At 46.0% G+C, this 24,807-nt stretch carries 19 protein-coding genes and 2 pseudogenes; 2 read left to right on the plus strand and 19 right to left on the minus strand.

The window, feature by feature from the left end; all coding sequences use genetic code 11:
- Positions 1-12 precede the first annotated feature (12 nt).
- The 18 genes and pseudogenes from MKY16_RS13380 to MKY16_RS13465 all read right to left on the minus strand — a co-directional run.
- Complete coding sequence (locus MKY16_RS13380; protein ID WP_340955703.1) at positions 13-1,002, minus strand: ABC transporter permease; 990 nt, start codon at positions 1,000-1,002, stop codon at positions 13-15.
- The gene (locus tag MKY16_RS13385) at positions 995-2,071 is read right to left on the minus strand and encodes an ABC transporter ATP-binding protein (protein ID WP_029518152.1); all 1,077 of its coding nucleotides are present in this window, start codon (positions 2,069-2,071) and stop codon (positions 995-997) included. Before MKY16_RS13385 ends, MKY16_RS13380 begins: the two co-directional genes overlap by 8 nt.
- Complete coding sequence (locus MKY16_RS13390; RefSeq protein WP_039271184.1) at positions 2,071-3,018, minus strand: GDSL-type esterase/lipase family protein; 948 nt, start codon at positions 3,016-3,018, stop codon at positions 2,071-2,073. Before MKY16_RS13390 ends, MKY16_RS13385 begins: the two co-directional genes overlap by 1 nt.
- Positions 3,019-3,157: 139 nt before the next feature.
- A complete protein-coding gene (locus tag MKY16_RS13395) occupies positions 3,158-3,838 on the minus strand; it encodes a TIGR00266 family protein (protein ID WP_029518154.1) in 681 nt (226 codons plus the stop codon).
- Between the two features lie 227 nt (positions 3,839-4,065).
- A complete protein-coding gene (locus MKY16_RS13400) occupies positions 4,066-4,806 on the minus strand; it encodes a CAP domain-containing protein (RefSeq protein ID WP_340955707.1) in 741 nt (246 codons plus the stop codon).
- Between the two features lie 208 nt (positions 4,807-5,014).
- Positions 5,015-5,476, minus strand: a complete 462-nt coding sequence (locus MKY16_RS13405) for a GNAT family N-acetyltransferase (protein ID WP_013310623.1) — start codon at positions 5,474-5,476, stop codon at positions 5,015-5,017.
- On the minus strand, positions 5,469-6,653 hold the full coding sequence (gene purT / locus MKY16_RS13410; protein WP_318627360.1) for a formate-dependent phosphoribosylglycinamide formyltransferase: 1,185 nt from the start codon (positions 6,651-6,653) through the stop codon (positions 5,469-5,471). Before purT ends, MKY16_RS13405 begins: the two co-directional genes overlap by 8 nt.
- A gap of 130 nt (positions 6,654-6,783) precedes the next feature.
- Positions 6,784-8,622, minus strand: coding sequence for an ABC transporter ATP-binding protein (locus tag MKY16_RS13415; protein WP_029518157.1), 1,839 nt, complete (start codon positions 8,620-8,622; stop codon positions 6,784-6,786).
- Positions 8,619-10,394 (minus strand): ABC transporter ATP-binding protein, encoded by a 1,776-nt coding sequence (locus tag MKY16_RS13420; RefSeq protein WP_029518158.1) that lies wholly within the window; start codon positions 10,392-10,394, stop codon positions 8,619-8,621. Before MKY16_RS13420 ends, MKY16_RS13415 begins: the two co-directional genes overlap by 4 nt.
- Before the next feature lie 263 nt (positions 10,395-10,657).
- On the minus strand, positions 10,658-14,305 hold the full coding sequence (locus tag MKY16_RS13425) for a dynamin family protein (RefSeq protein ID WP_340955709.1): 3,648 nt from the start codon (positions 14,303-14,305) through the stop codon (positions 10,658-10,660).
- A 481-nt stretch (positions 14,306-14,786) separates the two neighbouring features.
- Positions 14,787-15,059, minus strand: a complete 273-nt coding sequence (locus MKY16_RS13430) for a hypothetical protein (RefSeq protein WP_013310628.1) — start codon at positions 15,057-15,059, stop codon at positions 14,787-14,789.
- 58 nt (positions 15,060-15,117) lie between these two features.
- Positions 15,118-15,792: an endonuclease III gene (gene nth / locus MKY16_RS13435; RefSeq protein WP_029514969.1), complete on the minus strand. Its 675-nt coding sequence runs from the start codon at positions 15,790-15,792 to the stop codon at positions 15,118-15,120.
- Positions 15,793-16,005: 213 nt separating this feature from the next.
- A complete protein-coding gene (locus MKY16_RS13440) occupies positions 16,006-16,656 on the minus strand; it encodes a GerMN domain-containing protein (RefSeq protein WP_029514971.1) in 651 nt (216 codons plus the stop codon).
- A 45-nt stretch (positions 16,657-16,701) separates the two neighbouring features.
- The gene (locus MKY16_RS13445; RefSeq protein ID WP_340955711.1) at positions 16,702-18,201 is read right to left on the minus strand and encodes an N-acetylmuramoyl-L-alanine amidase family protein; all 1,500 of its coding nucleotides are present in this window, start codon (positions 18,199-18,201) and stop codon (positions 16,702-16,704) included.
- A gap of 296 nt (positions 18,202-18,497) precedes the next feature.
- On the minus strand, positions 18,498-20,075 hold the full coding sequence (locus MKY16_RS13450) for an N-acetylmuramoyl-L-alanine amidase family protein (RefSeq protein WP_069010660.1): 1,578 nt from the start codon (positions 20,073-20,075) through the stop codon (positions 18,498-18,500).
- 232 nt (positions 20,076-20,307) lie between these two features.
- Positions 20,308-20,910: a 3-isopropylmalate dehydratase small subunit gene (leuD, locus tag MKY16_RS13455; protein WP_029514975.1), complete on the minus strand. Its 603-nt coding sequence runs from the start codon at positions 20,908-20,910 to the stop codon at positions 20,308-20,310.
- Between the two features lie 20 nt (positions 20,911-20,930).
- Positions 20,931-22,355, minus strand: coding sequence for a 3-isopropylmalate dehydratase large subunit (gene leuC / locus MKY16_RS13460; protein ID WP_029514977.1), 1,425 nt, complete (start codon positions 22,353-22,355; stop codon positions 20,931-20,933).
- Positions 22,356-22,976: 621 nt separating this feature from the next.
- Positions 22,977-23,095 (minus strand): annotated as a pseudogene (locus tag MKY16_RS13465) (fibronectin type III domain-containing protein); the annotation flags it as partial.
- 239 nt (positions 23,096-23,334) lie between these two features.
- Here MKY16_RS13465 and MKY16_RS13470 point away from each other — a divergent pair.
- Together MKY16_RS13470 and MKY16_RS13475 are read left to right on the plus strand one after the other, a co-directional pair.
- Positions 23,335-23,574, plus strand: a complete 240-nt coding sequence (locus MKY16_RS13470) for a hypothetical protein (RefSeq protein WP_029514978.1) — start codon at positions 23,335-23,337, stop codon at positions 23,572-23,574.
- A 77-nt stretch (positions 23,575-23,651) separates the two neighbouring features.
- Positions 23,652-23,950: pseudogene (locus MKY16_RS13475) on the plus strand (SPRY domain-containing protein); the annotation flags it as partial.
- Positions 23,951-24,144: 194 nt separating this feature from the next.
- On the opposite strand, the gene MKY16_RS13480 reads toward MKY16_RS13475, so the two are convergent.
- Positions 24,145-24,564, minus strand: a complete 420-nt coding sequence (locus MKY16_RS13480) for a hypothetical protein (protein WP_340955713.1) — start codon at positions 24,562-24,564, stop codon at positions 24,145-24,147.
- Positions 24,565-24,807: the final 243 nt, after the last annotated feature.

A 24,807-nucleotide genomic window follows, 5' to 3' on the forward strand; every position in this document is an offset into this window, starting at 1 on the left:
ACCTTGTCCATTTTAATTCAATATATCCCGTTTCGTAAAGACGGCGAATGAAACAATCAATGCCGCAGCCCCCCAAATGCCCAGTACAGCTAAAGAAAAGGGTAAAGTCATTCCCTCAATCGGGGCGGGGCTTCCAGATAAATAATCGGTTAATTGGAGGTTAACCATAAATAAATATTTAGCACTCTGCCAAGACGAAGCCATGTTTGTCAAAATAGTGCCCGAAATGAGTGCAGCCATCATGACCACGATACTTGCCGCCGTACTTCGTACCAGGACAGATACCATAAAGGCTAACGAAGCTACCACAAGACTGACAAACCAGATTAATCCGGCTTGCAGCATCAGATAATGCCATTGTGGAATCGCATGTACAGCAGACAAATCCACCGTCGATCCAACAATTTGAAATCCGGTAAATACCGGAACATTAAAACCGCGAAAACCAAAAAACAAGCCTGATATCAGATAGCTAATTACAAACACAGCCAAAATGATGAGCGAAACGAACATGTACAATGTCAGCAGCTTACTCAGCAGTATTTTCCACCGCCTGACTGGGCGGGTCAGTAACATTTTTATCGTGCCTGTCGTCCGTTCTCCTGAAACCAGATCGGAGGCAATGGCCATAATCAACAGCGGAACGAACAAATTTATCGAATTATCCATAAACTCTCTGGTAAAAGTGACACCACTCGGCTCATTCGGATTAACATTATTCTCCAAATAATATTGCATCTGCTGCACAAAGACCCGACGGTAGGTCTTCCATTCCTCGGGAACCCGGTCACTTCCCAGCGAGTTTTGATTATCGGTAATCGCCTGACGCAGTTCAAGCCGCCAATCATTGCCGAATTTTTCGCGATTGTTTTCTGCCACTTTCATCTGAGCGTACGTAAAAATTGGCACAAGCACAAGTAAAACTAGTAAAATGACATAAAATCGTTTCTTCTTGATAATTTTGAGTGTTTCATTTTGTACGAGCGGTAAAATGTTATTCAAGTATCTCACCTTCCGTCATTTTCAGGAATAGCTGCTCCAGTGTAGGGTTGATTTTGGTTACACCTTTAACGGAAATACCGGAAGCCGTCATTTGTGTCACCAGCTCCGCAATATGCTCTTCATCCATTTCTGTAAAAATTGCATCGGCTCCGCTACCTGCAACAATACTGTCATCAATTAATTCATCGGCGTTCGTAATCATTTGCACATGCGGAGAATTTTGCAATATGGCAAGACCCTGATCACGAGGCTCCAGTTGCCATACGGCCATATGTGAGTGCGTCTCAACCAGTTCTCGTACACCACCTACAGCTAGCACCTTTCCCCGACTTATAATTGCCACCCGATCACATAGCAGCTGGATTTCGCTAAGCAAATGACTGGAAACAAATACAGCCATGCCTTCTGCCGCTAGCAAACGGATAAAAGCTCTCATTTCCTTGATCCCCTTGGGGTCTAACCCGTTCGTCGGTTCATCCAAAATCAGCAATTTCGGTCTACCGAGCAAGGCTTGGGCTATACCAAGACGCTGGCGCATTCCGAGAGAATACGTACTTACTTTATCATGGATACGGCGATCGAGCCGAACCAGCTCAACGACTTCGCGGATACGCTGTTCGTCTACACCAGGCTGCATACGGGCAAAATGCTCTAAATTCTCCCATCCTGTCAGATAGCTGTACACCTCTGGATTTTCCACAATAGAACCAATATGCCGTAAAGCCTGCTCAGGGTCACGATTTACATTATGTCCACAGACAGTAATCGTCCCTTCCGTAGGCTTAATTAAATCGACCAGCATACGAATAGTCGTCGTTTTCCCAGCCCCATTAGGGCCGAGAAATCCGAAAATTTCACCCGCACGAACGTCGAATGTGACATCATGAATGATCATTTTGCGTTTGATACGTTTCTTAACGTGCTGAACAGAGAGAACTGTTTCGTTATTGCTTCTGTCTCTGCCTGTGCTGCCAACCTGATTGGCGGAATGGAAACTGGACACTGCATCCCTTGAGGTCGAATTTTCGGTTATTCCAGTCCCGTTCTTGTCAGCAGATTGGATGCTCATTAGTTGTTCCCTCCCTTTTTCACTTCAGCAGGTTGGCTGCTTGTAGACTGTTGTTCATTATCCACTTTATCGGCATCCTTCGTGTTTGCAACTGCAAACCCTTGCGCGATACGTTCAGCGATTGCCTGATAGCCCTGTCCGTTTGGATGAAAATGATCGGATGATAAATAGACGGGCAAATTTTGCTGGAATAAATCGAAAGTTGGAACCAGAGTCATATTGCTGTTTTGGTTGGTAATTGCCATGGCAGCCAGATTCCATTCTGTTACCACAAGATTACCGGGAATTTTCATTTCCTGCAGATCACTGAATGGATTATATAATCCGACATAGATAATTTTAGCATTCGGATTGATTTTCCCTACCTTTGTCAGCACTTTTTGCAGACGTTTGGCGGCATCAGGCACAGCTTTACGCAAACCACTGAGTGTAGGCGGCTCTTTGCCGGTTTGGGCAGCCTGAGCCCCCTGAAATAAATCATTTCCGCCAATCGAGACCATAATAACGTTAGCCTTTTTCAACACATAAGAAACACCAGGCTCATCCAGCTTGGTCAATAGTCCTTGAGTCGTCAGTCCATTAATCCCCAGATTATTTATGAGCTGAGCCTTATGGCCTTCCTGATTATTTAACAAGCTCACCGACCGACGCACAAAACCACTTCCGGAGTCATCCCCCGTGCCTTTGGCTAGCGAATCTCCAATGGCAGCTACCCGAAACTCTCCCGTCTGATTAGTAGCGGATGGCGCAGTTTGTGTCTGCGATGAACCGGAATGTACAGGTTGAGTGCTAACCATTGGCTCTGGAGCCGTGATACTTTGTACTGCTGTAATAAATCCGTACAATAATAGCAATGTGGCGGCAATGGAAACGGAACCGACAGACCGCCAAATCCATTTTGATGAATTCACTCGTGTTCCCTCCTGATAGCTTAGTGAAATAAACATAAAGCTTCTTATATCATTTTGCAAATAAACCGTTCGGAATAAAAGCGCAATAAATGCTTAGAGTCACATATAATTTCCCATGAACATGCAAAAAAAGGATGGCAAATGACCATCCTTATCTCTAATCAAACGAATCAAACTATTTGCTATCAGGGATGAAACTTTTGATCCATTGTCCAAAACTGCCCGGATTTCGACTTTGTATCAGTACCGTTCCTTCACCGCGAAAACGGCATACAAGCGCTTCTCCACTCGTTACGCTGGACAACCAGCCTTTTGATGCTTTTTCAATTTTATAATCCATATAATCCGGCCATGCCACCAGATGAGCATTATCAATAATACGCTCCTCTCCTGGCGCGATATAAATGGGATGAATGGCTCCATAAGAGGATAGGAATACCGTACCTCGACCACTGATTTCTACGATAAAAAAACCTTCACCGGAGAATAAACCTTTCATCAGGTTTTGCATTTTGGTGCTAACCTCAATGCCTTCTGTACAAGCTAGAAAACCGTCCTTTTGGACCATCAACCTATACGTGCCATCCAATTCCACCGCTTGTACATCACCTATACTGGCAGGGGCTAACAACACTTCAGCCGGCCCACGGGCTGCCCTCAGTTCTTGAAAAAAGAATTTTTCTCCGCTTAGCATTCTGCCTAAACCACGTAACAGTCCACCGTCTACTGTCCCCTTTATATCTACACTGGAAGACATGGAAACCATTGCTCCCATTTCCGCTTTAATCATTTCCCCGGGGTTCAACTGCACCTTGAGCATAGCAAAGGCACCTTCATGCACAATTTCGTAGCTCATTTGCTCACCTAGCTTTCCATAAATAGTCTGCTATCCATTCAACTTGCTGCTATCATACTATAAATACGTCCCTTATGTCTTTTCTGGTATAAAGCAAGGGTTATGCCTGTGGAGGAATAAGAGACACCAAAAGACCCGCTGAACGTGTCAGCGGGTCTCCAGATTAACGTCATGCCACTATCTTTTCATAACAGCGGCATGACGTTTCGAACGTATTTACTATCATCTTAGTTACGTGTGAACTCTTGTACCCAATATCCATTGTAGTAAGCCACACCGATTTGCGTATATTCTGCCTTCAAAATATTCTCACGATGTCCCTGACTGTTCATCCAAGCTTTCATTACTTCTTGTGGTGTTTGTTGTCCCATAGCAATATTCTCACCCGCATACGTATAAGTTACACCGAACTTTTTCATCATATCAAAGGGTGAACCGTAGGTCGGAGATGTATGGGAAAAGTAATTGTTCGTGCTCATGTCCTTCGCCTTGGCTAAGGCTACTTCTGTAAGCTTCGCATTAGATGTAAGGGGCTTCAGACCTTTTTGGCTGCGCTCGTTGTTTACAAGCTTTACAACCTCAGCTGCAAATTGGGACTTGCTGAGTTGTGCATCAGATCCTGCAGACTGACCCGCGCCTGAGTTTGTGTTTTGTTTTTGGGCCTGTTGCTTGTTACTAGACTGCGAAGCCTTTTCGCTACCTTGTTTGGTTGTTGTTTGCTTGCCGGATGAAGGATTTGTTGTTTTGTTTTTAGCCTTGTCCTTTTCAGATGCATCCTTAATTACGGTCTTTGTTATCGTAGTCGTCCCGTTGGACATATTGACGGTATATCCGTTATTTTGAAACCACTGTTGTAGTTGGGCAGTCAAATCGTCAGCTGGTGAAGCTGATGCCGGAACGATGAATCCTGCGGATAAAATGGCGCTTAGACTTCCCATCACAAGTGTTTTTTTCAACATATTCTTCATTTCGTCATCTCCTTGTTGTATAAATGCCTTGGTGTGAACGCATCCGGTTACAACTTTGTAATCTTTACTCTAGCAGTATATCATGTTTTATAGCAGGATCAATGGTATAAAAGTTGGAAAAAAAAATAGCCCCGCACGGAATGAACCATGCGGAACTAAGTTAAAAGTAGTGAGGCTTTAAGTATTAGATTGTCTTGTTGTAGGCTGATTATCTAAGCTTTTTGCTGAAACGGTAGCCTTGCTTTTCAAAGCCGATTCGGTTGTAGAAAGCCCGGGCCTCTACTTGTTTGATGCGGTTATTCGCTCCAGTAATGAATAAATGATAACATCCTTGCGCACGTCCCCACTCCTCACCACAAGCCACCAGGCGCTTGCCAATGCCCTCGCCGCGATACTCCCCGCTCACGACTAGCATGGTGATTTGTACGGCAGGATCAGGATAAGCCAAGCTTTGAGCCGTATGCATGCCGATTACTCCGACAACACGACCATCCATTTCTGCAACCATCATATTCGCTTGACTGTCCTCCCGCGTTGTTCCCATAACTTCTTTCATTACACCACAAGTCATCGGGTATCCGACTTCTCTTAGTAGTCCTGTTACGGCTTCGCAATCGCCAAGCTCTACGGAACGAATTGTCAGTACTGGAATCATCACATTGTTAGACATGATTTACCTCCACTTTCAGCATATTAGCAGCTTCTTTGGCCGTCTTCCGTGCTGTTTCCACATCTTCTGCAGCGCTAAGCGCTACAGCCATCCGGCGACCCGGCTTGGTTTCTGGCTTCCCGAACACTCGCACCTGTGTCCGGGGTAGCAATAATGCATCATGCAGACCGCTTATTACAAAATCCCGCGTAGCCACTTCTGCCTTCAAAGTAGCTGAAGCTCCTGGTGTAAGCAACGTGACAGATGGCACTGGGAATCCGAGGATGGCCCGCACGTGAAGTGCAAATTCCGACAAATCCTGCGTGATCATGGTCACCATACCTGTATCATGCGGACGAGGGGATACTTCACTGAATATGACGCCATCAGTCGTTAAAAATAGCTCTACGCCAAACAATCCGTAACCACCCAGTTCATCCGTAATCGTACGGGCAATGTCTTCCGCCTCCGAAAGCTGCTTGTCCGTCATGCCATGGGGCTGCCAGGATTCGACATAATCCCCATCTTTCTGAATATGGCCAATCGGTGGGCAAAAAGTCGTACCCGAAACCGATCTGACGGTCAATAAGGTGATTTCGCTCTCAAACGGGACAAAAGCTTCAACAATGACACGTGTAGTTTTGGCACGCGCGCCTTCCAGCGCCGTATTCCAGCAGGATTCTGCATCTTCGATTGCCCGGCATACAGACTGCCCTTTACCCGACGAACTCATCAAGGGCTTGACCACGCATGGCGTGCCCAGCTCATGAACCGCCGACCGCAACTGCTCAAAGTTATCTGCAAAACGATAGGCAGCAGTCGGAAGCTGTAATTTCTCGGCAGCCAGCCTGCGGATACCTTCCCGGTCCATCGTAAGACGGGCGGCACGGGCCGTTGGTACTACGTGAAATCCTTCTTGCTCTAATTCTTCCAAAGCACCCGTAGCAATAGCTTCGATTTCAGGTACAATTATGTCGGGCTTTTCCTCACGAATTAGTGCCTTCAACGCCTCAGCATCCTGCATATCCAGACAGTGAGAGCGATGGGCTACCTGCATTGCTGGAGCCAGTTCATAGCGATCAACAGCAATACATTCCACGCCAAGCCGCTGAGCTTCAATAATGACTTCTTTTCCCAATTCGCCGCTACCCAGCAGCAGCATCTTCTTAGCCTTGGCAGAAAAAGGAGCACCCCACATCTTGAACTCTTCCCCCTCTGACGAAAATTGCTCTGATCTCTTTTCATCTTTATTTTCAGGGTTTAGCTCCAAGAATGCAATAGTGCTCGGCATTTAAATTTACAAAAAACGCGATTTTTTGATCTTTTTTTTACAAAAATCTGAACTGTGCTTCCACCAGCCCCCGATATATTCCATGTTTTTTCATCAATTGTTCATGATTACCACTTTCTTGGATTTCCCCATGATCCAGTACAACGATATGATCAGCATTTCGAATGGTAGACAAACGGTGAGCGACCATAAAAGAAGTTCTGCCTTCCAGTAAAACCTGAAGAGCCTCCTGAATTTTCAGCTCCGTTTCTGTATCAATACTGGCTGTGGCCTCATCCAGAATAAGAATTCGCGGATTAGCCAGCAAGGCACGAGCAAAGGATAAGAGCTGTCTCTGGCCCATGGACAGCATTCCCCCCCGCTCCTCTACTTCTGTTTCATAGCCAGCTGGCAAGTGAACAATGAATTCATGAGCATTGACCGCCTTCGCAGCCGCTTCAATTTCCTCATCCGTTGCATCCAAACGGCCAAATCGGATATTATCGCGTATCGTCCCCGAAAAAATAAATGTATCCTGAAGCACGATGCTAATCTGGCTTCGCAAGCTCTCCACCGTGACATCACGCACATCTTGACCGTCAATCGTAAGCCTCCCTGACGTAATGTCATAAAAACGGCTGAGCAGATTAATAATTGTACTTTTACCTGAGCCGGTGTGACCCACAAGCGCTATAGATTGACCCGCTTCGACGGAAAGACTAATACCTTTAAGCGCCTGACGTCCCTTCTCATATTCAAAAATGACCTTTTCAAATTGGATGTCACCCCGAATGGGTGGCAAGGCTTTTGCTCCCGGTTTGTTTGCAATATTCGGCTGTTCATCCATAAACTCAAAAATTCGTTCTGACGAAGCCATCGCAACCAGTAACTGATTATACATTTGGCCCAGCCGATTAATCGGCTCCCAAAAGTTCCCAACATAGTTGGCAAACGCAACCAGCAGCCCCACTGTAAGCTGATCTGTCTGAATTAAATGCGCTCCAAACCAGAATAGCACAAGCGTACCAAATCCTCCGGTAATATCAATAAGTGGGCCAAAAACCTGATTCATGGCAGAAGCCTTATCCCACGATTTTTTGCTAGAGCTGTTCATGTCGTCGAAATAAGCCATGTTTTCCTGCTCCTGCGTATACGCTTGTGTCACACGAATCCCCTGAATAGACTCATTCAAATGAGAGTTGATACGCGAGTTCTTCATACGCACTTCTTGCCAAGCGCGACGGATGCGAACGCGCAGCTTGGTCGAGATCAAAAACATGATCGGAACGGTCACAATTACTGCCAAACCGAGCTTCCAGTTAATAAGCAGCAAAATGACAATAATTCCGATAAGCTGTACGCAGTCAATCAGGACATTCACTGCACCGTTCGTAAAAAGATCCTGTAGCGAGTTAATGTCATTCGTCACGCGCACTAATACAGAACCTGCCGGTCTCTTATCAAAAAAGTTAAAGGATAGCTTTTGAATATGCTTGAACAAATCTTCACGCAAATCGTAAATAACCCGTTGACCGATAATATTGGTGAATTTAATGCGGTACGTGCTGGCTGCCCATTGAATTAAATATAACAAGAGCACGGCACCCGTGATGAGCAGCAGTAACTTTACGCTGGGTAATGCAGGCCATGCGGGAGCAATTGCCTTATCAATGGCCAGACTGATCAAATAAGGAACCGTCAGTTTGGTAATGGTACCAAGAATCATCATGACCAGAAGGATCGGCAGAATCTGACGGGCATAGGGCTTCATGTATGCCAGCAAACGTTTGAATTCTGACCAGTTAAACGGTTTATCAATGACATCATCATCTTGATAGACAAAGCGCTCATTCGTCGGTTTTTTTAACGGTTTGGCTTTTTCTGCGGGTATATTCATGGTCTCACCTGCCCTTCGGATACACCGTCTGGAGCCTGAGCTATGTAATCGGCGTATTGAATATGATACACATCCTGATATGGACCTGGAGTAGCAATAAGCTGTTCATGTGTTCCACGCTGGACGATTCGTCCTTCCTCAAGCACCACAATTTCATTGGCATGGCGAAGCGAAGAGATTCGATGAGCGATTATAAATGTTGTTCGACCACGCATAACCTCTTGAAAACCGGTCTGTATTTCATGCTCTGTTTCCATATCAACCGCACTGGTAGCATCATCCAGTACCAGAATTTTCGGATTTTTGAGTAGTGCGCGCGCGATGGCGATCCGTTGTTTCTGCCCTCCGGATAGTCCCAATCCACGTTCTCCAACGACAGTGTCATATCCCAGCGGTAGTTCAGTTATGAATTCATGAGCCTGAGCCAGTTTGGAAACGCGTATGATGTCATCCATACTGACATGGCTTAAACCATATGAAATATTATTACGTATAGAGGACGAAAACAAAAACGTCTCCTGAAACACAGAAGAAATTTGAGCACGCAAATCGCGAATCTTCAAGTGACGTATATCCTTGCCATCCAACTTGATACTTCCTGCATTCACATTATAAGCACGCATGAGTAATTGAATAATGGTAGACTTCCCTGACCCCGTTCCTCCTAAAATTCCAATGACTGATCCCGGCGGTGCGTCTAAATTGATGTCAACAACAGCAGGAAGCTTATTTCCGTAAGCAAAGGTAACATGTTCAAACGTAACATGTCCTTCCACCTGATCGGCATCGAGTGTAAGTGCTCCGGCTTCATCGGTTACATCTATGGACTGATTTAGCAGTTCCAAGACCCTTTCACCGGATGCTTTGGACTGCGTATAGTTATTGATATGAAAGCCAATGCTCCAGATGGGGCCGATAATATACCAAATTAAGCTAAAGAAAGCGACGAGCTGCCCCAAGGTCATTGACTTCTGAATGACCAGATACCCGCCCATGCCCAACAGAAGGACCACACTGACAGAAGCAATTAGTTCCATAGCAGGGAAGAACCGACTCCATAAGGAAGCAGCTTGAATTTGATTACTTTTGTATTGCTCATTACGTACTGAAAATTTCTCAACTTCATATGATTCGCGGGCAAAAGATTTGACGGTTCGCACACCTGTTATATTTTCTTGGACCGCTGTCGTCAAGGCGCTAAGGGCAATCCGCATTTCCTGAAAGGTGGGATGAATCCGGGATTCAAACTTGAATGTGACGAAGAGCAGCAATGGCATGCTGATCATCGTAATGAGGGTGAGCTGCCAGTTAATATACAGCATCATCATAGAGCCGAATACGACCATCAGTAGCACATTGAGGAGTTGGGCAAAACCAAACCCAATAAAGTTACGAATTGCCTCCAAATCACCAGTCAGTCGGGACATGAGATCACCCGTTTTGGCCGTGTCATAATATCTAAAGGACAAAAATTGCAGCTTTTCGTAACAAGCATTGCGGAGGCGGTATGCCAGGTAGTTACCTAGCCGTCCACCAAAAAAACCATGTAAAAATTGCATGAACCCTTTGATGATGACTACTCCCAGCACAGTCAGAGCCAGCGCCGGAACTTTCCCGAAGTCACCGGGGATGATAGCGTTATCAATAAGCCTTTGGAGCAGGTTCGGATACACCAGTCCCAGAGCCGTCGCTATCGCAAGGCATAAAATAGAAAGAAACAGATAGTGTCTCCTCTCGCGAAAAAAAACTTGCAGTTGCCTGAGCACTTCCATGTCAATGTCCCTCCATTAGTTGCACGACGTTGTTATATGGCTTAGTGAAGTTTACCATTCGCGTTCCAAGGCGGCAAAGAGGATAACGAGCCGTATTCAGGCAGGTTATCAATTGGTGGCTGATTAGACAAATTAAATCGCTTTCTTATTATTGAATGTGGCTATTTACTCAGTATTGCTTTCTTTTTGGAGCATGCATAAAACACCGGGTTGTCCCACAACCCGGTGTCCTGATCTTTAATCATTGGTGAACATATTTATCTTTACTCCAAAGCCGCAATCTTGCCAGCAAGTTCTTCCCAAACCTGTGGCTGCTCACCGCCCATAAGGGCATGCTCCATGCCACGAGTCGTCTCCAGCATTTGCTCTCGAAGCTGAGCTTTCTGCCACAATTGTTCCTCCTGCATCAGCGTAACGTAAAAAGCAGACATTCGTTCACGTTGCTGATCCACAGCTTCCCCGATTCGCTCGCGTAATATCGGCTCCAGTTTGGTTTGTAGATTCGCTCGACCAGTTCCTTCAAAAAATAGCTTTGGATTTTTAAAGCTATTCCAATAATCCTTCCAATGAATGGACTCCTGCAGGGAAATTTCCTTCAGCTCGGGAACAGCCCATTTTCTCGATTCAGGTATTGTGCAATCTAGTCCTGGCAACTGATGGTTCATGTGTTCTACGCACTGTTGTATAGCCTTGTGCACCAAAGTTTGTCCCGTTTTTTCCAGCTGGAGTGTGGTTGCCAGTAATTCCTGAGACAGCTCCAGTTCGATTAAACGCATCAGCTCACGACCACAAGATGCAAAAGCCGAACGAAGATCACCTACTCCTTCACGCAGAACAGATGGATGAAACGCCTCTGCCATAAATTCTCCAGTCCGATAGGATAGCCTTTGACGTACATGATACAGCAGTTCATCGGTCTCGCCCGATAACACAGATGCACCGTTGCTATCAGTCAGGCCTAGGAGCGTATGCTCCAATTCCCCACGGATGCGAGTTAATCGCTCTAATCGTATCTCCCGTTCTTCCACGCTATAGCGGGCATCGGCTGCATGTTGCTCTATGCGGTTCCGCAGCCGGGCCAGTTCCTGCATAGCCGAAGCGATGGACAAACCTGCCAGCTCTTCGGCTGCAAATGCCGAGAAATCATCTTCAAATGCATCAAAACGTGAAGCTGAACGCAGCGAAGCCTCTCCCTGTTCGGTAGCTTCCAACGCCAGCATACTGGAAAGCGGATAAATACGTGGTTTTCGGATTCCATTCGCCTGTAGTTGTTCCTGTACATGCCGGGTAACAGAATGCAGTTCTTCTTCAGAAGAAGCCAGATCTGATGCATTAACAATAAAAAACGTCTGATCCAGTGCCAAGGTCTCTTTGACTCGACCTAGTTGATTCAGGAACTGCCGGTCGCCTTGCGTAAACGCATGGTTATAATATGTGACAAATACAAGAGCATCCGCATGCTTCATATAGTTGAAGGTCACGCCTGTGTGCCGTGCATTCACAGAATCCGCTCCTGGCGTATCCACTAGCACGATGCCCTGACGGGTCAGAGCGCAATCATAATAAAGGTCAATATGCTCCACAAAGCATGATTTGTGCTCAGACGCGACAAAATCTCGATACTGCTCTAAATTCACCTGAAGCTGTTGTCCCAGCAAGCTTTCAGCTTCTTCCCATCCGGCTGCAGCAGCCTTTAAAAAACTATAATGAGGCCTGCCCGCAGGATGGATGCCTTCTGGAGATAAAGCATGAACGGCTTCTTGCCAGCCCGCTGCCTCTGGCTCTCCCAATCCTAATAACCGAAATGAGTATTTAAGATCTTCCCGCAACGCCTCCACTGATTTCATATGGACGTCAGCCGTGGCATGGCGCTCAGCACTTGCAGGCGCCATTATGCGGTTAATCGCCGCTGTCGTCGGATGCGGCGATACGGGCAACACAGCTTCACCCAACAAAGCGTTGGCGAAGCTGGATTTCCCAGCGCTGAACGCTCCGAACAGCGCCAGCGTAAACTGCCCGCCCTCCAGCGCAGCAGCGCGGGCATGTAAATCCCGTACCGCCGCTTGCATGGCAGGGTACGGACTTACGAGGGCAGCGGCAGCCTTCAATTGGGCCGCTGCTGCATCCAACCGCGTGCGGCGGCCTCCAGCGGCAGGCTGTGCTGCCGCCGTCCCTGCTAGCGGCTGTGCCGATGCGTTGCGCGCAGCGATGCCAGGGCGCGCAACGCCCGTTGGCGCCGCAGCAGCGGCGGTATCGGACGCAGGTACAGGCGCGTCCGCACGGGGCAACCCGCTTGGCGCGGAAGCCTGCGGCAGCAAGCTGCGCAACAGGGTGGCATGCGAAGCCGAGGCCTGCACGCGGGTGCTGTAGCAGCCCGCCGCCTCTGCCTGCGCCAACAGCGCAGTGCGCTTCTCTGCGAGAGCCGCGCGGCGGGCTTTGGCTCGCACTGCTAGCTGGGCCAGCAGGCGGTCTAGCAGCGTCAGCGCCTTGCGGCGGCAATCGGCGGTCACAGCAACGCGTAGGTCCTTGCAATAGTTTAACGTATACTCTGGCGACAACGCATTTTCCTTCACCGTCTGCTCTACCAGTTGCCGGTCTATCACAGGACGGATGCCATCCAGCTCCTGCTCCATCGCAGAGGTCCACAACCCCTGACCGTCACCCCAAGACCGCAGAAGCTCCCGTACATGAGGAAGCAATTGTCCCTCCACCTGATCAGTCAGCATTCCTGTCAGCCGTTCCAAACGGCTTTCCTTTTCTCGCTCAGTCTTTCCTCCTGCAAACCATAGTCCTGTTTTGAAGCCCGGCTTGCGGCTCTCTAAGTATTCGCCTGCGGCTTCACGTAGCTCCGCTGGCGTCAAATGTGCGTGTTCCAGTAGATGATCCAGCTCTTGACGCAGCCGTTTACGCTCCTGCTCCGGGAGCATCTTCCAGTGTTCGTCTTCTTGCTGCAAGGTTTTCTGCTCTATATCCAGCCGCAAAATGGCTTCTTCCCCACCCGCTTCTTTTAGCAGTGTGTTCAGTTCCTCTTCTTCAGCTGACTGCACAGTCTCTACATGTTGCTCTACCAAATGATGCATAGAGGACACTAAACTGTATGCCAAAAGCTCTGTTTTTCGCTCCAGCAATTTCGGAATCAGGTGCGTCAACTGTTTCCACTGGTTCCATGGATGATTCTGCTCCTTCAAGGAAGTAAAAAGGATGTCCGTATAATGAACTTGCCAGGCGTGAAAGCTAGTCTCCACCTCATTACGATAACGTGTAAATGAAAGCTCCCGCTCCCGGTGTTTATCGATTTGATTGATGATCAAATATAACGGCTTGCCCCAATCCGATAAACTTTTGGCAAAAGACAAATTATTTTCAGATTGGACATGGTTGTAATCCATTACATAAAAAACAATATCTGCCCAATGTAAAGCAGAATGTGTCGCCAGCGCATGTCCGTGGTCTGTGGAATCGACGCCGGGTGTATCCAGCAGCACTCCTCCGTTAGATAATATGGGAACATCCTCCCACACTTGAACCGATTCATAGGCTCCACCATTTTTACAATACTCAGCAAGCTCGGACAGGGAGGCTTCCATGCTTTCCGGCTCTGGATTTTCCGCTGTTTGGGCTGGATGAATGAGTGCTCTCGGACGTCCATAACGGATGGACACTACATTAGCGCTCGTAGGCACCGGTCCAGATGGCAGGACGGTTTTACCACACAGGCTGTTAATCAGGCTCGATTTACCCGCTGAAAAATGTCCACAAAAGGCAATGGTCAGCTCCTGCGCATATGCTTTTTCCAGCAGATCCCCTACCGCCTTCGCTCCCGCTTCATCCCCGGCTTTACGCAGTGTATTCTGTATCTGTTCTATCGTATCCAACCACTTTCCCGCATCCCCTGTAATCGTTTGCATCATAAGCTACGGTTCCACTCCTTATCACTTGTCTGCACCAAATAGCTATATTGTAGCATTCCTAAGCCATTGTGAGAATCATCACATCAAAAAAACTAAACAGCGCTCCCCGCCAGTACCTGGCTTTAGGGAACGCTGTTTTCGTACATGATAACAAAAAGTTCATTTTATTCTGTCCAAAACGGATCATTAGGAATAAGTATTTAGGCAACCGAATGCATTTATCAAAGCCCTCAAGGGAGAACGACGAAGCAAGATATGTAAACAACGGGTGAGCCTGCTCATTACGTACATTCACCTTTTGGAACATGCGGAACGAGACACCATAATTCAGGGTACAAAATGTATGCACACTTCATTGGAAGAGGCTCTATCCACATCAGGATGGTCTGCAAGGTTCGTGTATATATGCGCCTTCGGGCTGGTTAAACCAGCCGAGCCGCCTATACCGGAACATGCAACGCATGTCGTCCGCTAATTGAACTTAATTGGCTGCAGTCTCAAGCACTGGCAGCAAAATTTCAAATACTTGACCATGCTGTAAAATCGTAATCCCACGGGATTTATCCTTCATTACGACCACTTCTGGCTTTTGTGACATACGCTCCAGATAATGCTCAGGTACATCACCGGAATGACTAACCGTGATTCCCTCAAGCTCGCGCTCTTCGTTTTCAGCAAATTCTGTTGTTACAATTTGCTCAAAAATATCAGAGAATGCTTCAAAATTGTCTGTATATACCGAAATGCACTTCATACTCTTCATCCTTTTCTACACATAAATGGTTAAACCCTCTTGTTACCTTTGTGGGTCTTTAAGCTCTACGTTCCTTATCTTTTCTGATAAGAGACGTTTTCATACGTTTCTTGCCTTCCCTGCATACATCAAGCAACGGACACACCTGACATTGAGGGTTTTGAGCTTTACAATGGTAGCGCCCGAAAAAAATGAGCCTGTGGTGGGTCAAAGACCATTCATCCCTAGGAACCCTCTTCATCAGCTTTTTTTCCACCTCAAGCACTGAATCATCCCACCCTGCAAAGCCGAGTCGTTTGGAAACGCGCTCTACATGCGTATCTACCGCAATAGCTGGTACATTAAAAGCAGTAGATACAACGACATTAGCCGTCTTGCGGCCAACACCGGGTAGCTTAACCAGTTGATCGTGCTCCGAAGGTATCTCTCCCCCGTACTGGTCTATTAAAATACGACAGAGGTTATGAATATGCTTGGCCTTGTTTCGGTACAAGCCGATTCTGCGAATATCCTGCTCCAGTTCCTCAAGAGGAACAGCTAGGTAATCCTCAGGTGACTTGTATTTTTGAAACAGGTCTGCCGTTACTTTATTGACCATCTGATCGGAGCATTGAGCAGACAATAACACGGCGATCGTTAATTCAAAAGCATTGTCATGGTTCAACTCACAATGGGCATCCGGAAACATCGTACCGATGGTGTCCAATATATGACGTGCGGTTGCTGCATTCACGGAAATCCTACCTCCTACCAAAAAAAACGTCTTGATACGGGATAGCCCGCATCAAGACGGTCACTCTAAATAATCATCCGGAAAGAAACGAATACTATTTGTGCATGACTGCCTGCATAGGCGAGAAATACACTCCTATATTATCATTATCTGTCACAGATTGCACGTGAAAAGTGTGCAAATTCCCAAGAAATTTTCATACCGCCTGATCGGTTAGCGACTCATGGGATGATCCAAATCTACATGCCCCATTAAGGACTCTAGAGATTGACCATCTACGAGCAAATCCAGCGTTTTGACTTCCTTGAATTGGAACATCGTTTTCTTCAAGGCATCGATAGCCAATTCCTCGCCGCCAGCTCCCAATCGAGCCTCGTCCGGCAGGGAAATATCAAAAGTCAATGCACCGTTATCCAATTTGATCTTATGCACGGAAATTTTCTCGGACCACAACGGGATTAGAGCAGAATCCCCACTCTTTTGCAGAGCTTCAAACGCTTTTTGCAACTTTTCCAGCTCGCTTGGATAGGTAATTTCCTTTTTCTGTTCTTTCAAGCCGTTCTCTTGAGTATCCGTATAGTACACCGTAATCTGTTGTGTTTGTCGATCTCCTGAATTTTCCGTGTCCGTCTTGGTCTTTGTAGGCTCTGTTGACGGAGATGCAGGTGTTTGACTCGCCCCATTATTTTCAGCAGACTGAGCCGATGGATCAGGGGTCGTCTGTTCGGGTGTGCTATTTTGTGCATTAGAAGTTTGTGTTTCCTGAGATGGAGTCGCAGGAGCCGTTGTTTGCTTAGAGGCACACCCTGCACCTGCAATGGCAAACAGTGCCAACAGACCTGCAATTACGATTTTCTTGTTCATATGTCCCCCTCCTTGCTTGACGTTGACAAGCGATTTGTTGAAGATTTATTTTACGTCGAGATACTCTGTGATTCCATCTGCAATCCCTTGAGCTACCCGGTTTTGAAAATCTTCATCAAACAGTGTGGCTTCCTCTTTTGCATTACTCAGATATCCTACTTCAAGCAATACGGCTGGCATAGTCGTTTCCCGAATTACATGGAAATTGCCATAACGAATGCCGCGGTCTGTCAGGCCCGTCGCAGGTGCAAAGTACTTGTGCATAACGTTGGCGAACGCTTTGCTTGCACTACGCTGGTAATACGTCTCTGTACCGTTGGAAGCTGAGCTACCGCTGCTGTTAGCATGAATGGACACGAACACGTTAGCATTAAGGTTTTCAGCTACTTTTACGCGCTGTTTAAGCTCCAAGAATGTATCATCACTGCGTGTCAGCACAACCTCAAGTTTGGGGTTCTGCTTTAATATGCTTTCTACTTTCAGAGCCATCGCTAAGTTGAAGGTCTTTTCATAGTTTTTTCTCGAAACACCAACTGCTCCAGAATCTTTTGCTCCATGACCAGCATCAATAACAACGACCTTTTTACCATTGCTGTTCGTTGGTGATGTCTGTGTGTCATCCGGCTGTGAGCCATCTGGTAACGTTGCGTCTGGCATGGTATTCACTGAATCTTTGGAAGCCAGATCGACGATAACACGATTCGAGCCATCATTATATGCGGTATAATTCATGGCATGTTTCAAATCAATAACAACGCGCACCGTTGAAGGTTCCTTTTGGAATAAAGCATAACGGATACCGGACACATCCGCTTCATTCTCAATGTCCAGCGAACCATTTAAGCTGCTATCCAGCTTTTGCTGGTCTCCAAAATTGTCAGCAAACGCAGTCGCTGGCAAATCCACCACTACCCGATCAGGGCCTGTCATCGCAAACGCTTTCGGCTTGACGGCACTGGCTGTTGTGATAGTTAAACGGTTTTGGCTGAAACTGACTCCCTGCACCTGTGTAACACCTGAGTTTGCATTATTCGCTGGTGCAGTTACACTTCCAGTACCTGTACTGTTATTTCCGGACTTGGGAGGTGTAAATTCCCCGTTTCCAGACCCGCTACTGCGGGTATATAATTTTACGGACTTGGAGCTGCTGTCCCATTTTACGTCCAGTCCCATTTGCTCGCCGATAAAACGAAGCGGTACAAGGGCATAATTGGAACGCAGCAGAGGCGAAGCATCCAGACTAATGTCGCTTCCATTGACAGTCGCCGTCTTACTTCCGATTATCATTCGGATCGAGGTACTGTCCTTCTCAATCGTTATGGTTCGCGCCTGCTGCTTCCATGTCACGTCATATCCCAAATTTTCAGAAATTACACGTAGCGGGACCATTGTACTTCCGCCAATTACTTGTGCCTTAGCACCACTAGGGACACTTAACTGTTGATCGTCGAGATAGATTTGTGTTCCACTCGAAGCCGCATGTCCATAACCCGGAACCGCCCACATGAAGACAAATAATAACAACAAAAAACCAAATTTCTTCATTCGTCACCCTTCCATTCATAATTTTTTTGCCACATGCTCCGGTGCGGCGACCTGATATACGCGCTTATGTAATATCAGACAACCTTTTAGACGTTATCTCACACCAAAAGTTGCGAATATATTCCATCATAACAGAAATATACGTGCCAAAGAACTATTTTTGTCGAATTTTGACTAAAAATATAGATCATTCGCTTTCCGTCAAAAGTCACAGCCGAAAAAACTAAAAAAGCTACTTTTCACCCCCATGAATTTTCATTAAAAAGGTGGAAAGTAGCTTTTATTGTAAACCTCACTTAGTTAAGTGGTTCCGTTGCTCCTGTGCCTGCTGTTCCGAGATACTCCTTCAACCCATCGACAATACCTTCAGCGATCTTCTCTTGTGTTTCTTCTGTGAACATGGCTGCTTCATTAGATATATTACTAAGGTAGCCACACTCCAGCAATACTGCAGGCATTTGTGATTTTCTCGTCACCACATGGTTTGCCACTTTAATGCCGTTATCCTTGAACTCGGTTGCTGCTACAAGATGCTTGTGCATGATCGTGGCCAGGCTCAAACTTTCCTGACGTGCATAATAGGTTTCTGACCCATTAGCTTTTCCGTTATTAGAAGCTGGCATACTGTTACCATGAATGGAAACAAACACGCTAGCCTGCTGATTATTAGCGAGCTGTGGTCGTTCATCCAGCGTGGGATACGTATCTCCATTACGAGTCAATATGATTTGAATATCGGGATCATTTTGCAGAAGCTGCTCGACCTTTAACGCTACCGCCAATGCAAATTCCTTTTCATGTCGCCCAGTCACACTACCTGCCCCAGGGTCCTTGCCACCATGTCCGGGATCAATTACGACGATTCGCCGTCCTTCGACATTCGTTGGTGTTACCACTGCTGAATTCACACTACGCTCACGCAATTGAAGGGTGATATCACCTAGGCCATTGGTTGAAAGATCGTAATCACGTGTCTGATTTAAAGCAATGACAATGCGTACGCCCCCATCTCGTCCATCTGCGGGAGCAAATCTAATTTCCTGCACATCCTCACTGTCACTATTCGTCAACGCCCGCGTGCCATCGGTGCGAATCGGGAACGGCTGAAGAAAATCAGTCGCCAGTGAAGCCCCGGGTAAATCTACAACAATACGATCATTCCCCGTCATTTTGGATACTTTAGGGGTAACATCTTTATTCAGAGAAATCTTTAACGTTTCACCCTCAAAAGTAATATTTTTTACAACCAACGCATTTGCTGCGGTCTGTTCTGTATTTTGCTGCTTGGTTGGTGAAGATGCAGCTTCAGTATGCTTATCTGCTTCAACTGGGTTTATTGTCGTCGCTGTTGCTGAAGACGTTTTATTGGTGCTTGTTGTACTCCGTGTTGACGTTTGCGACGATGGTTGGGATTGTGACTGTTTATTTGCTTGTTGAGTTGCAGCCTTTTGACTGAGATTTACGGATTTACTTTTATTATTCCAATCTACTTTTAGTCCCATTTGCTCCCCAACAAAACGTAATGGAACCATGGTTGAGCTGCCCCGAAGCACAGGAGGTGCATCCAGACTAACTGTTTTTCCATTCACATCAGCCGATGTACGGCCTACATACATAGACATATCGGTACTATTTTTTTGAATTGAGATTTTATAGGATTGTGGTTCCCACTTGAATTGATATCCAAGCTGCTCCCCAACCACCCTTAGCGGTACCATGATTTTTCCATTGACCATTTCAGGCTTGGCATCTGCAGGCGCTTCCACCCTTTTGCCATCTAAAAACAAATCTGCTCCAGCCGCGTTCACATGAGGGGAGGACGGCCACAACCAAATCAAGATAGCCGCTAGTATCACCCAACCATATTTCTTCATCCTCATTCCCCTAACTTATATATGTATTTTTTGGTGTTTCTCACAGACACAGTCCTTCAACCATTTTACATTTACAATACCATGCTGAGTCGAACCGTCAACCCCTTATTTTCCAATTTATTTTTTGAGCATGATAAAAGCCCGCAGGCAAAAGGATTGCCAGTACGGGCTTTCTGTCTAACAAATGAGCAAGCTATATGGCTTCGTATTGAACCTAAACTGGGAATTATGATTATGCGCCTTGTTTCGCAGCGCGTCTTTGTTCATACGCCAGAATTTCAGATTCATGCTGGAGTGTCAGTCCAATATCGTCCAAGCCTTGCAGCAGGAACTGACGGCGATGTTCATCCAGATCGAATTCAATTTTCAGACCATAGTCGTCTGTGATTGTTTTTTCATTCAGGTCTACGTTCAGTTGGTAGTTATCATGCTGCGCCGTACGCTGGAACAATTCCTCTACTTGCTCTTCAGACAGCTTGATCGGCAATATACCGTTTTTAAAACAGTTATTATAGAAGATATCTGCATAAGACGGAGCAATTACGCAACGAAACCCATAGTCCATAATCGCCCACGGTGCATGCTCACGTGAGGAGCCACAGCCAAAGTTAGCGCGAGAGATCAGCACAGACGCCCCTGCATAACGAGGCTTGTTCGGTTCAAATTCAGGATTGATATTGCCTTCTTCATCAAACCGCCACTCGTAGAACAGAAACTGTCCAAAGCCCGTACGCTCAATTCGTTTCAAAAACTGCTTAGGAATAATAGCGTCTGTGTCCACGTTCACCCGATCCACAGGTGCTACAATTCCTTTTAATGTTGTAAAAGCTTGCATCGTAATTCCTCCTCTGTATCCTAGCGGACTACTTCTTCCTGCTTGAATTTCCAATCCCGTACATCAACAAAATGCCCATGAATCGCCGCAGCGGCTGCCATTGCTGGAGATACCAGATGAGTCCGTCCTCCGCGTCCCTGACGACCTTCAAAGTTACGATTAGAAGTCGAAGCACAACGCTGTCCCGGTTGCAGCACGTCTGGATTCATCGCAAGACACATACTGCATCCTGCTTCACGCCACTCAAATCCTGCTTCTTTAAAAATGATGTCCAGTCCTTCTTCTTCAGCCTGAATTTTCACACGTCCCGAACCTGGTACGACGATGGCCGTTACTTTGTCAGAAACCTTGTAACCTTTGGCAACCTCAGCGGCTGCACGCAAATCTTCAATCCGCCCATTGGTGCAGGAGCCGATAAACACATAATCAATCGCAATATCCGTGATCGGAGTACCTGGCTTCAAATCCATATATTCAAGCGCTTTTTCAGCTGCTTTACGTTCATTTTCGGTTGGCAGTTCTGCCGGAATCGGTACGGTTGAAGAAATATCTGTACCCATTCCCGGGCTGGTGCCCCAGGTTACTTGAGGAATCAAAGCATCTACGTCAAACTCCAGCACAACATCAAACTCAGCGCCTTCATCTGTGACAAGCTCTTTCCACTCAGCAACCGCTTGCTCGAAAGCGTCTCCTTGTGCTACATGTTGACGTCCACGCAAGTAGTTGAAGGTGGTTTCGTCCGGTGCAATCATTCCTGCCCTGGCTCCGCCTTCTATGGACATGTTACACACAGTCATGCGCTCTTCCATGCTCAATTCGCGAATAGATTCACCTGTATACTCAATAACATAGCCTGTAGCGAAATCTGTACCGTATTTGGCGATGACACCCAAAATCATGTCTTTTGCTGTCACACCAGGTTTGCGGGTACCTACAAAGCGAACTTCCATCGTTTTGGCTTTGGCTTGCTGGAGACATTGTGTTGCCATTACGTGCTCTACCTCACTGGTTCCGATACCAAAAGCGAGTGCTCCGAACGCCCCATGTGTGGAAGTATGGCTATCACCACAAACAATCGTTTTGCCCGGATGAGTCAGACCAAGTTCAGGCCCCATAACGTGAACGACACCCTGATCCACCGTATCCAAATCATACAGTGTGACACCGAAATCACGGCAATTTTGAGTTAATGTATCAATTTGCTGCTTGGAAATCGGGTCCGTAATATTGTAACGGTCCTTAGTCGGTACGTTATGATCCATCGTTGCAAACGTAAGCTCTGGACGACGTACCTGACGGCCGCTAAGACGTAATCCCTCAAACGCCTGTGGCGATGTTACCTCATGTACGAGGTGAAGATCGATGTACAAAATACTCGGCTTACCTGCTTCCTGATAGATGACATGGTTATCCCAAATTTTCTCGAACATAGTCTTTTTACTCATCATTATTCACCCCTGTGTTTTTCGAACCTAGTGGAGAGAAGCTGAGCGGCTCTCTCTTGAATGTCAACAATATACCACGGGATGTCTGATTGGTCTAAGATATGATATCTATAGAAGTGATAGGTTAAGGCTATAAGAATAGATGAGGTGAATATAGGCGGTTCCTTGCACTGATTTCTATCAGCTCTTAATAGTAAAAACAGTCCACTTATTTCAGCCGCTCCGGCGTGGATCAGGCGTCGTTAAGGGGTTATTCCCCTACCCACTCCGGAAAAGCGGCTGAAGGTCATTCTGTTGTTTTCAAAACGTTGTTGTTTCACCAACTTCTTTAAGGTCGGGGACGGGTCGAACGGCGAACCTTATACATTCCTCAGGAGCTAATGTGGCTGCTGGTGGAGCTTAAGAATCTTTATAAATGAATTAATTTCAAGATGATTACCAGCAAAATGAACAGTGCCAAGACAGCAGCTATCGACGTCCAAACTCTTCCGGTGATTCCCGCGTAGTCTCTTTTCATTTCCCCCACACGTAACGCCTCCTTTATTTTAGGGTACTATACTCCATAGGCTATGCGAGGTCTTGATTAAAGGAAGGGCTTCTTAACAAAAAATGCTTAGTCAATCCAGTACCAGCCTGTCTGCTCTCAACCAAGCGATAAAGTCATTGACCTCTTTCATGCTTAAGTCAAATTCCTTGTCCAAACCGGTAGTCATGGTCAATACCATGATTGCGCGATTACCTGAGAGTTGCTCAGGGTCAGTTTGACCTCCTCCTTGTGGAGTGACAGAGGCTTCATTATTTTACTGTATATATTTGGAAGTATATTCCTCGAAATGTGTCTAAACATAAACCTGCCAATCTATAAATACAATCTAAATATTTGCATATTTATCTAACTGATGACTTACCCAAGATCGATCCTACTCCCCTGTTATTACTTGGAATTATATTAAATCTTCTCAATACTATATTATGAGGCGTGGCGAAGTATCCACGCTGGATTGCTTATGAATTTGAAAGTCCTGTAGTTGTCAACAAATATGTGTTGGCTCCACGTAGATCTAGTTTAACCGAATCGCCAAAAGATTGGATGTTCGAAGGGTCGGACGGTGTTTCACGGGTCATTCTCGATACACAAAAAAATATTACTAACTGGAAAGAAAAAGAGAAAAAAGAATTTCATTTACCAATGAAACAAAATATAAAAAATACCGTTTGAACATCACTAGTAATACTGGTAATTCTCTATTTTCACTTGGAGCCTTCGAGATGTACAATAATTTGCCGGTAACACCAACACCAGATCCGTCTACAACACCTGGTTCGTCCGATACAGATAAGGCCTCTCAAGCAACTGGTGACCGCGCTATTCTTACTGTAACCATGGGTAATGGGTTTGATAAAGAATTCGATCTGAGTAAAAAAGAATTGAATGCTTTCACCGCTTGGTATGACGCAAAGGATACTGGTAGAGGTCCTTCATTCTTTGCCATTGATAAGCACAATAACAACAAGGGACCATTCAGCAACCGTAAAGACTACGTAATATTCAACAAAATCCTTACGTTGAAGTAAGTGAGTATTCAACTAAATAATAAACACCAAAGGACTCCATACTGGTTACATACCAGCGGAGTCCTTATTCACATCCACTCTAAATTCAAACTGATCAATGAAAAAAAGCTCTACCGAACAATTAAGGGGATTAATTCACTTGTTGGCTTGAACAAACGCATAATTAGCCCTCCTCACCAAACGGCTAGAAGGACAGTTGTATAGCTAGGATAACTTAGAGATTTCCAGGCTGTGAATCAGCTCCCCCCCATGTTTCCCCATTAACTTTATAGTCGCTGCCTCTCCACTGAAGTATGTAGTCTCCAGAACGCAAACCGTCGCTGAAACCTTGGTCAGTAGATTTCCAAGTCACTGTGTCGTGAGGAGCGATTACTAATCCTTCAATATATAGTTTGTTTGAACCGCTGTGAGTTAAACTTACCTTTACTGGATGATCAGAGTGATTCTTCATACGAAGTTTAACATGACCCCATCCTTTAGGGACACTAAAGGATTCTTTTACAGTTGCGCTTCCCCCCGATCTTTGATTAATTATGGTGTTTTTGCTAGTTATACTTGGTGAAGCTGAAGCAGCACCTACCGTAGTTGCTATAGCTAAAGATAAAATCGAGAACAGAAATATTCTTTTCTTCATCCTTTTCCTCTCCTATTTTTTGTTATGGTCTACCTTTAAGGCTACCGATTACAATTTGGTAGGTTCTTTAAGATCTACTCTAAATTCAAACTGCTTACGAAAGAAATACGACTCGTTAATCTTAATTGCATCAGGCGAAAACTTTTCCACTACTCCGCCGTAGTCAACGACCGTTATCAACTCATCGCTCAACGGCTATACTACATATACTCTTACCTGGCCTAACGCATCTGCAAAAAGTTC

Origin of the sequence: Paenibacillus sp. FSL L8-0641, assembly GCF_038006265.1 — a bacterium.
Classification (GTDB): Bacteria; Bacillota; Bacilli; order Paenibacillales; family Paenibacillaceae; genus Paenibacillus; species Paenibacillus polymyxa_D.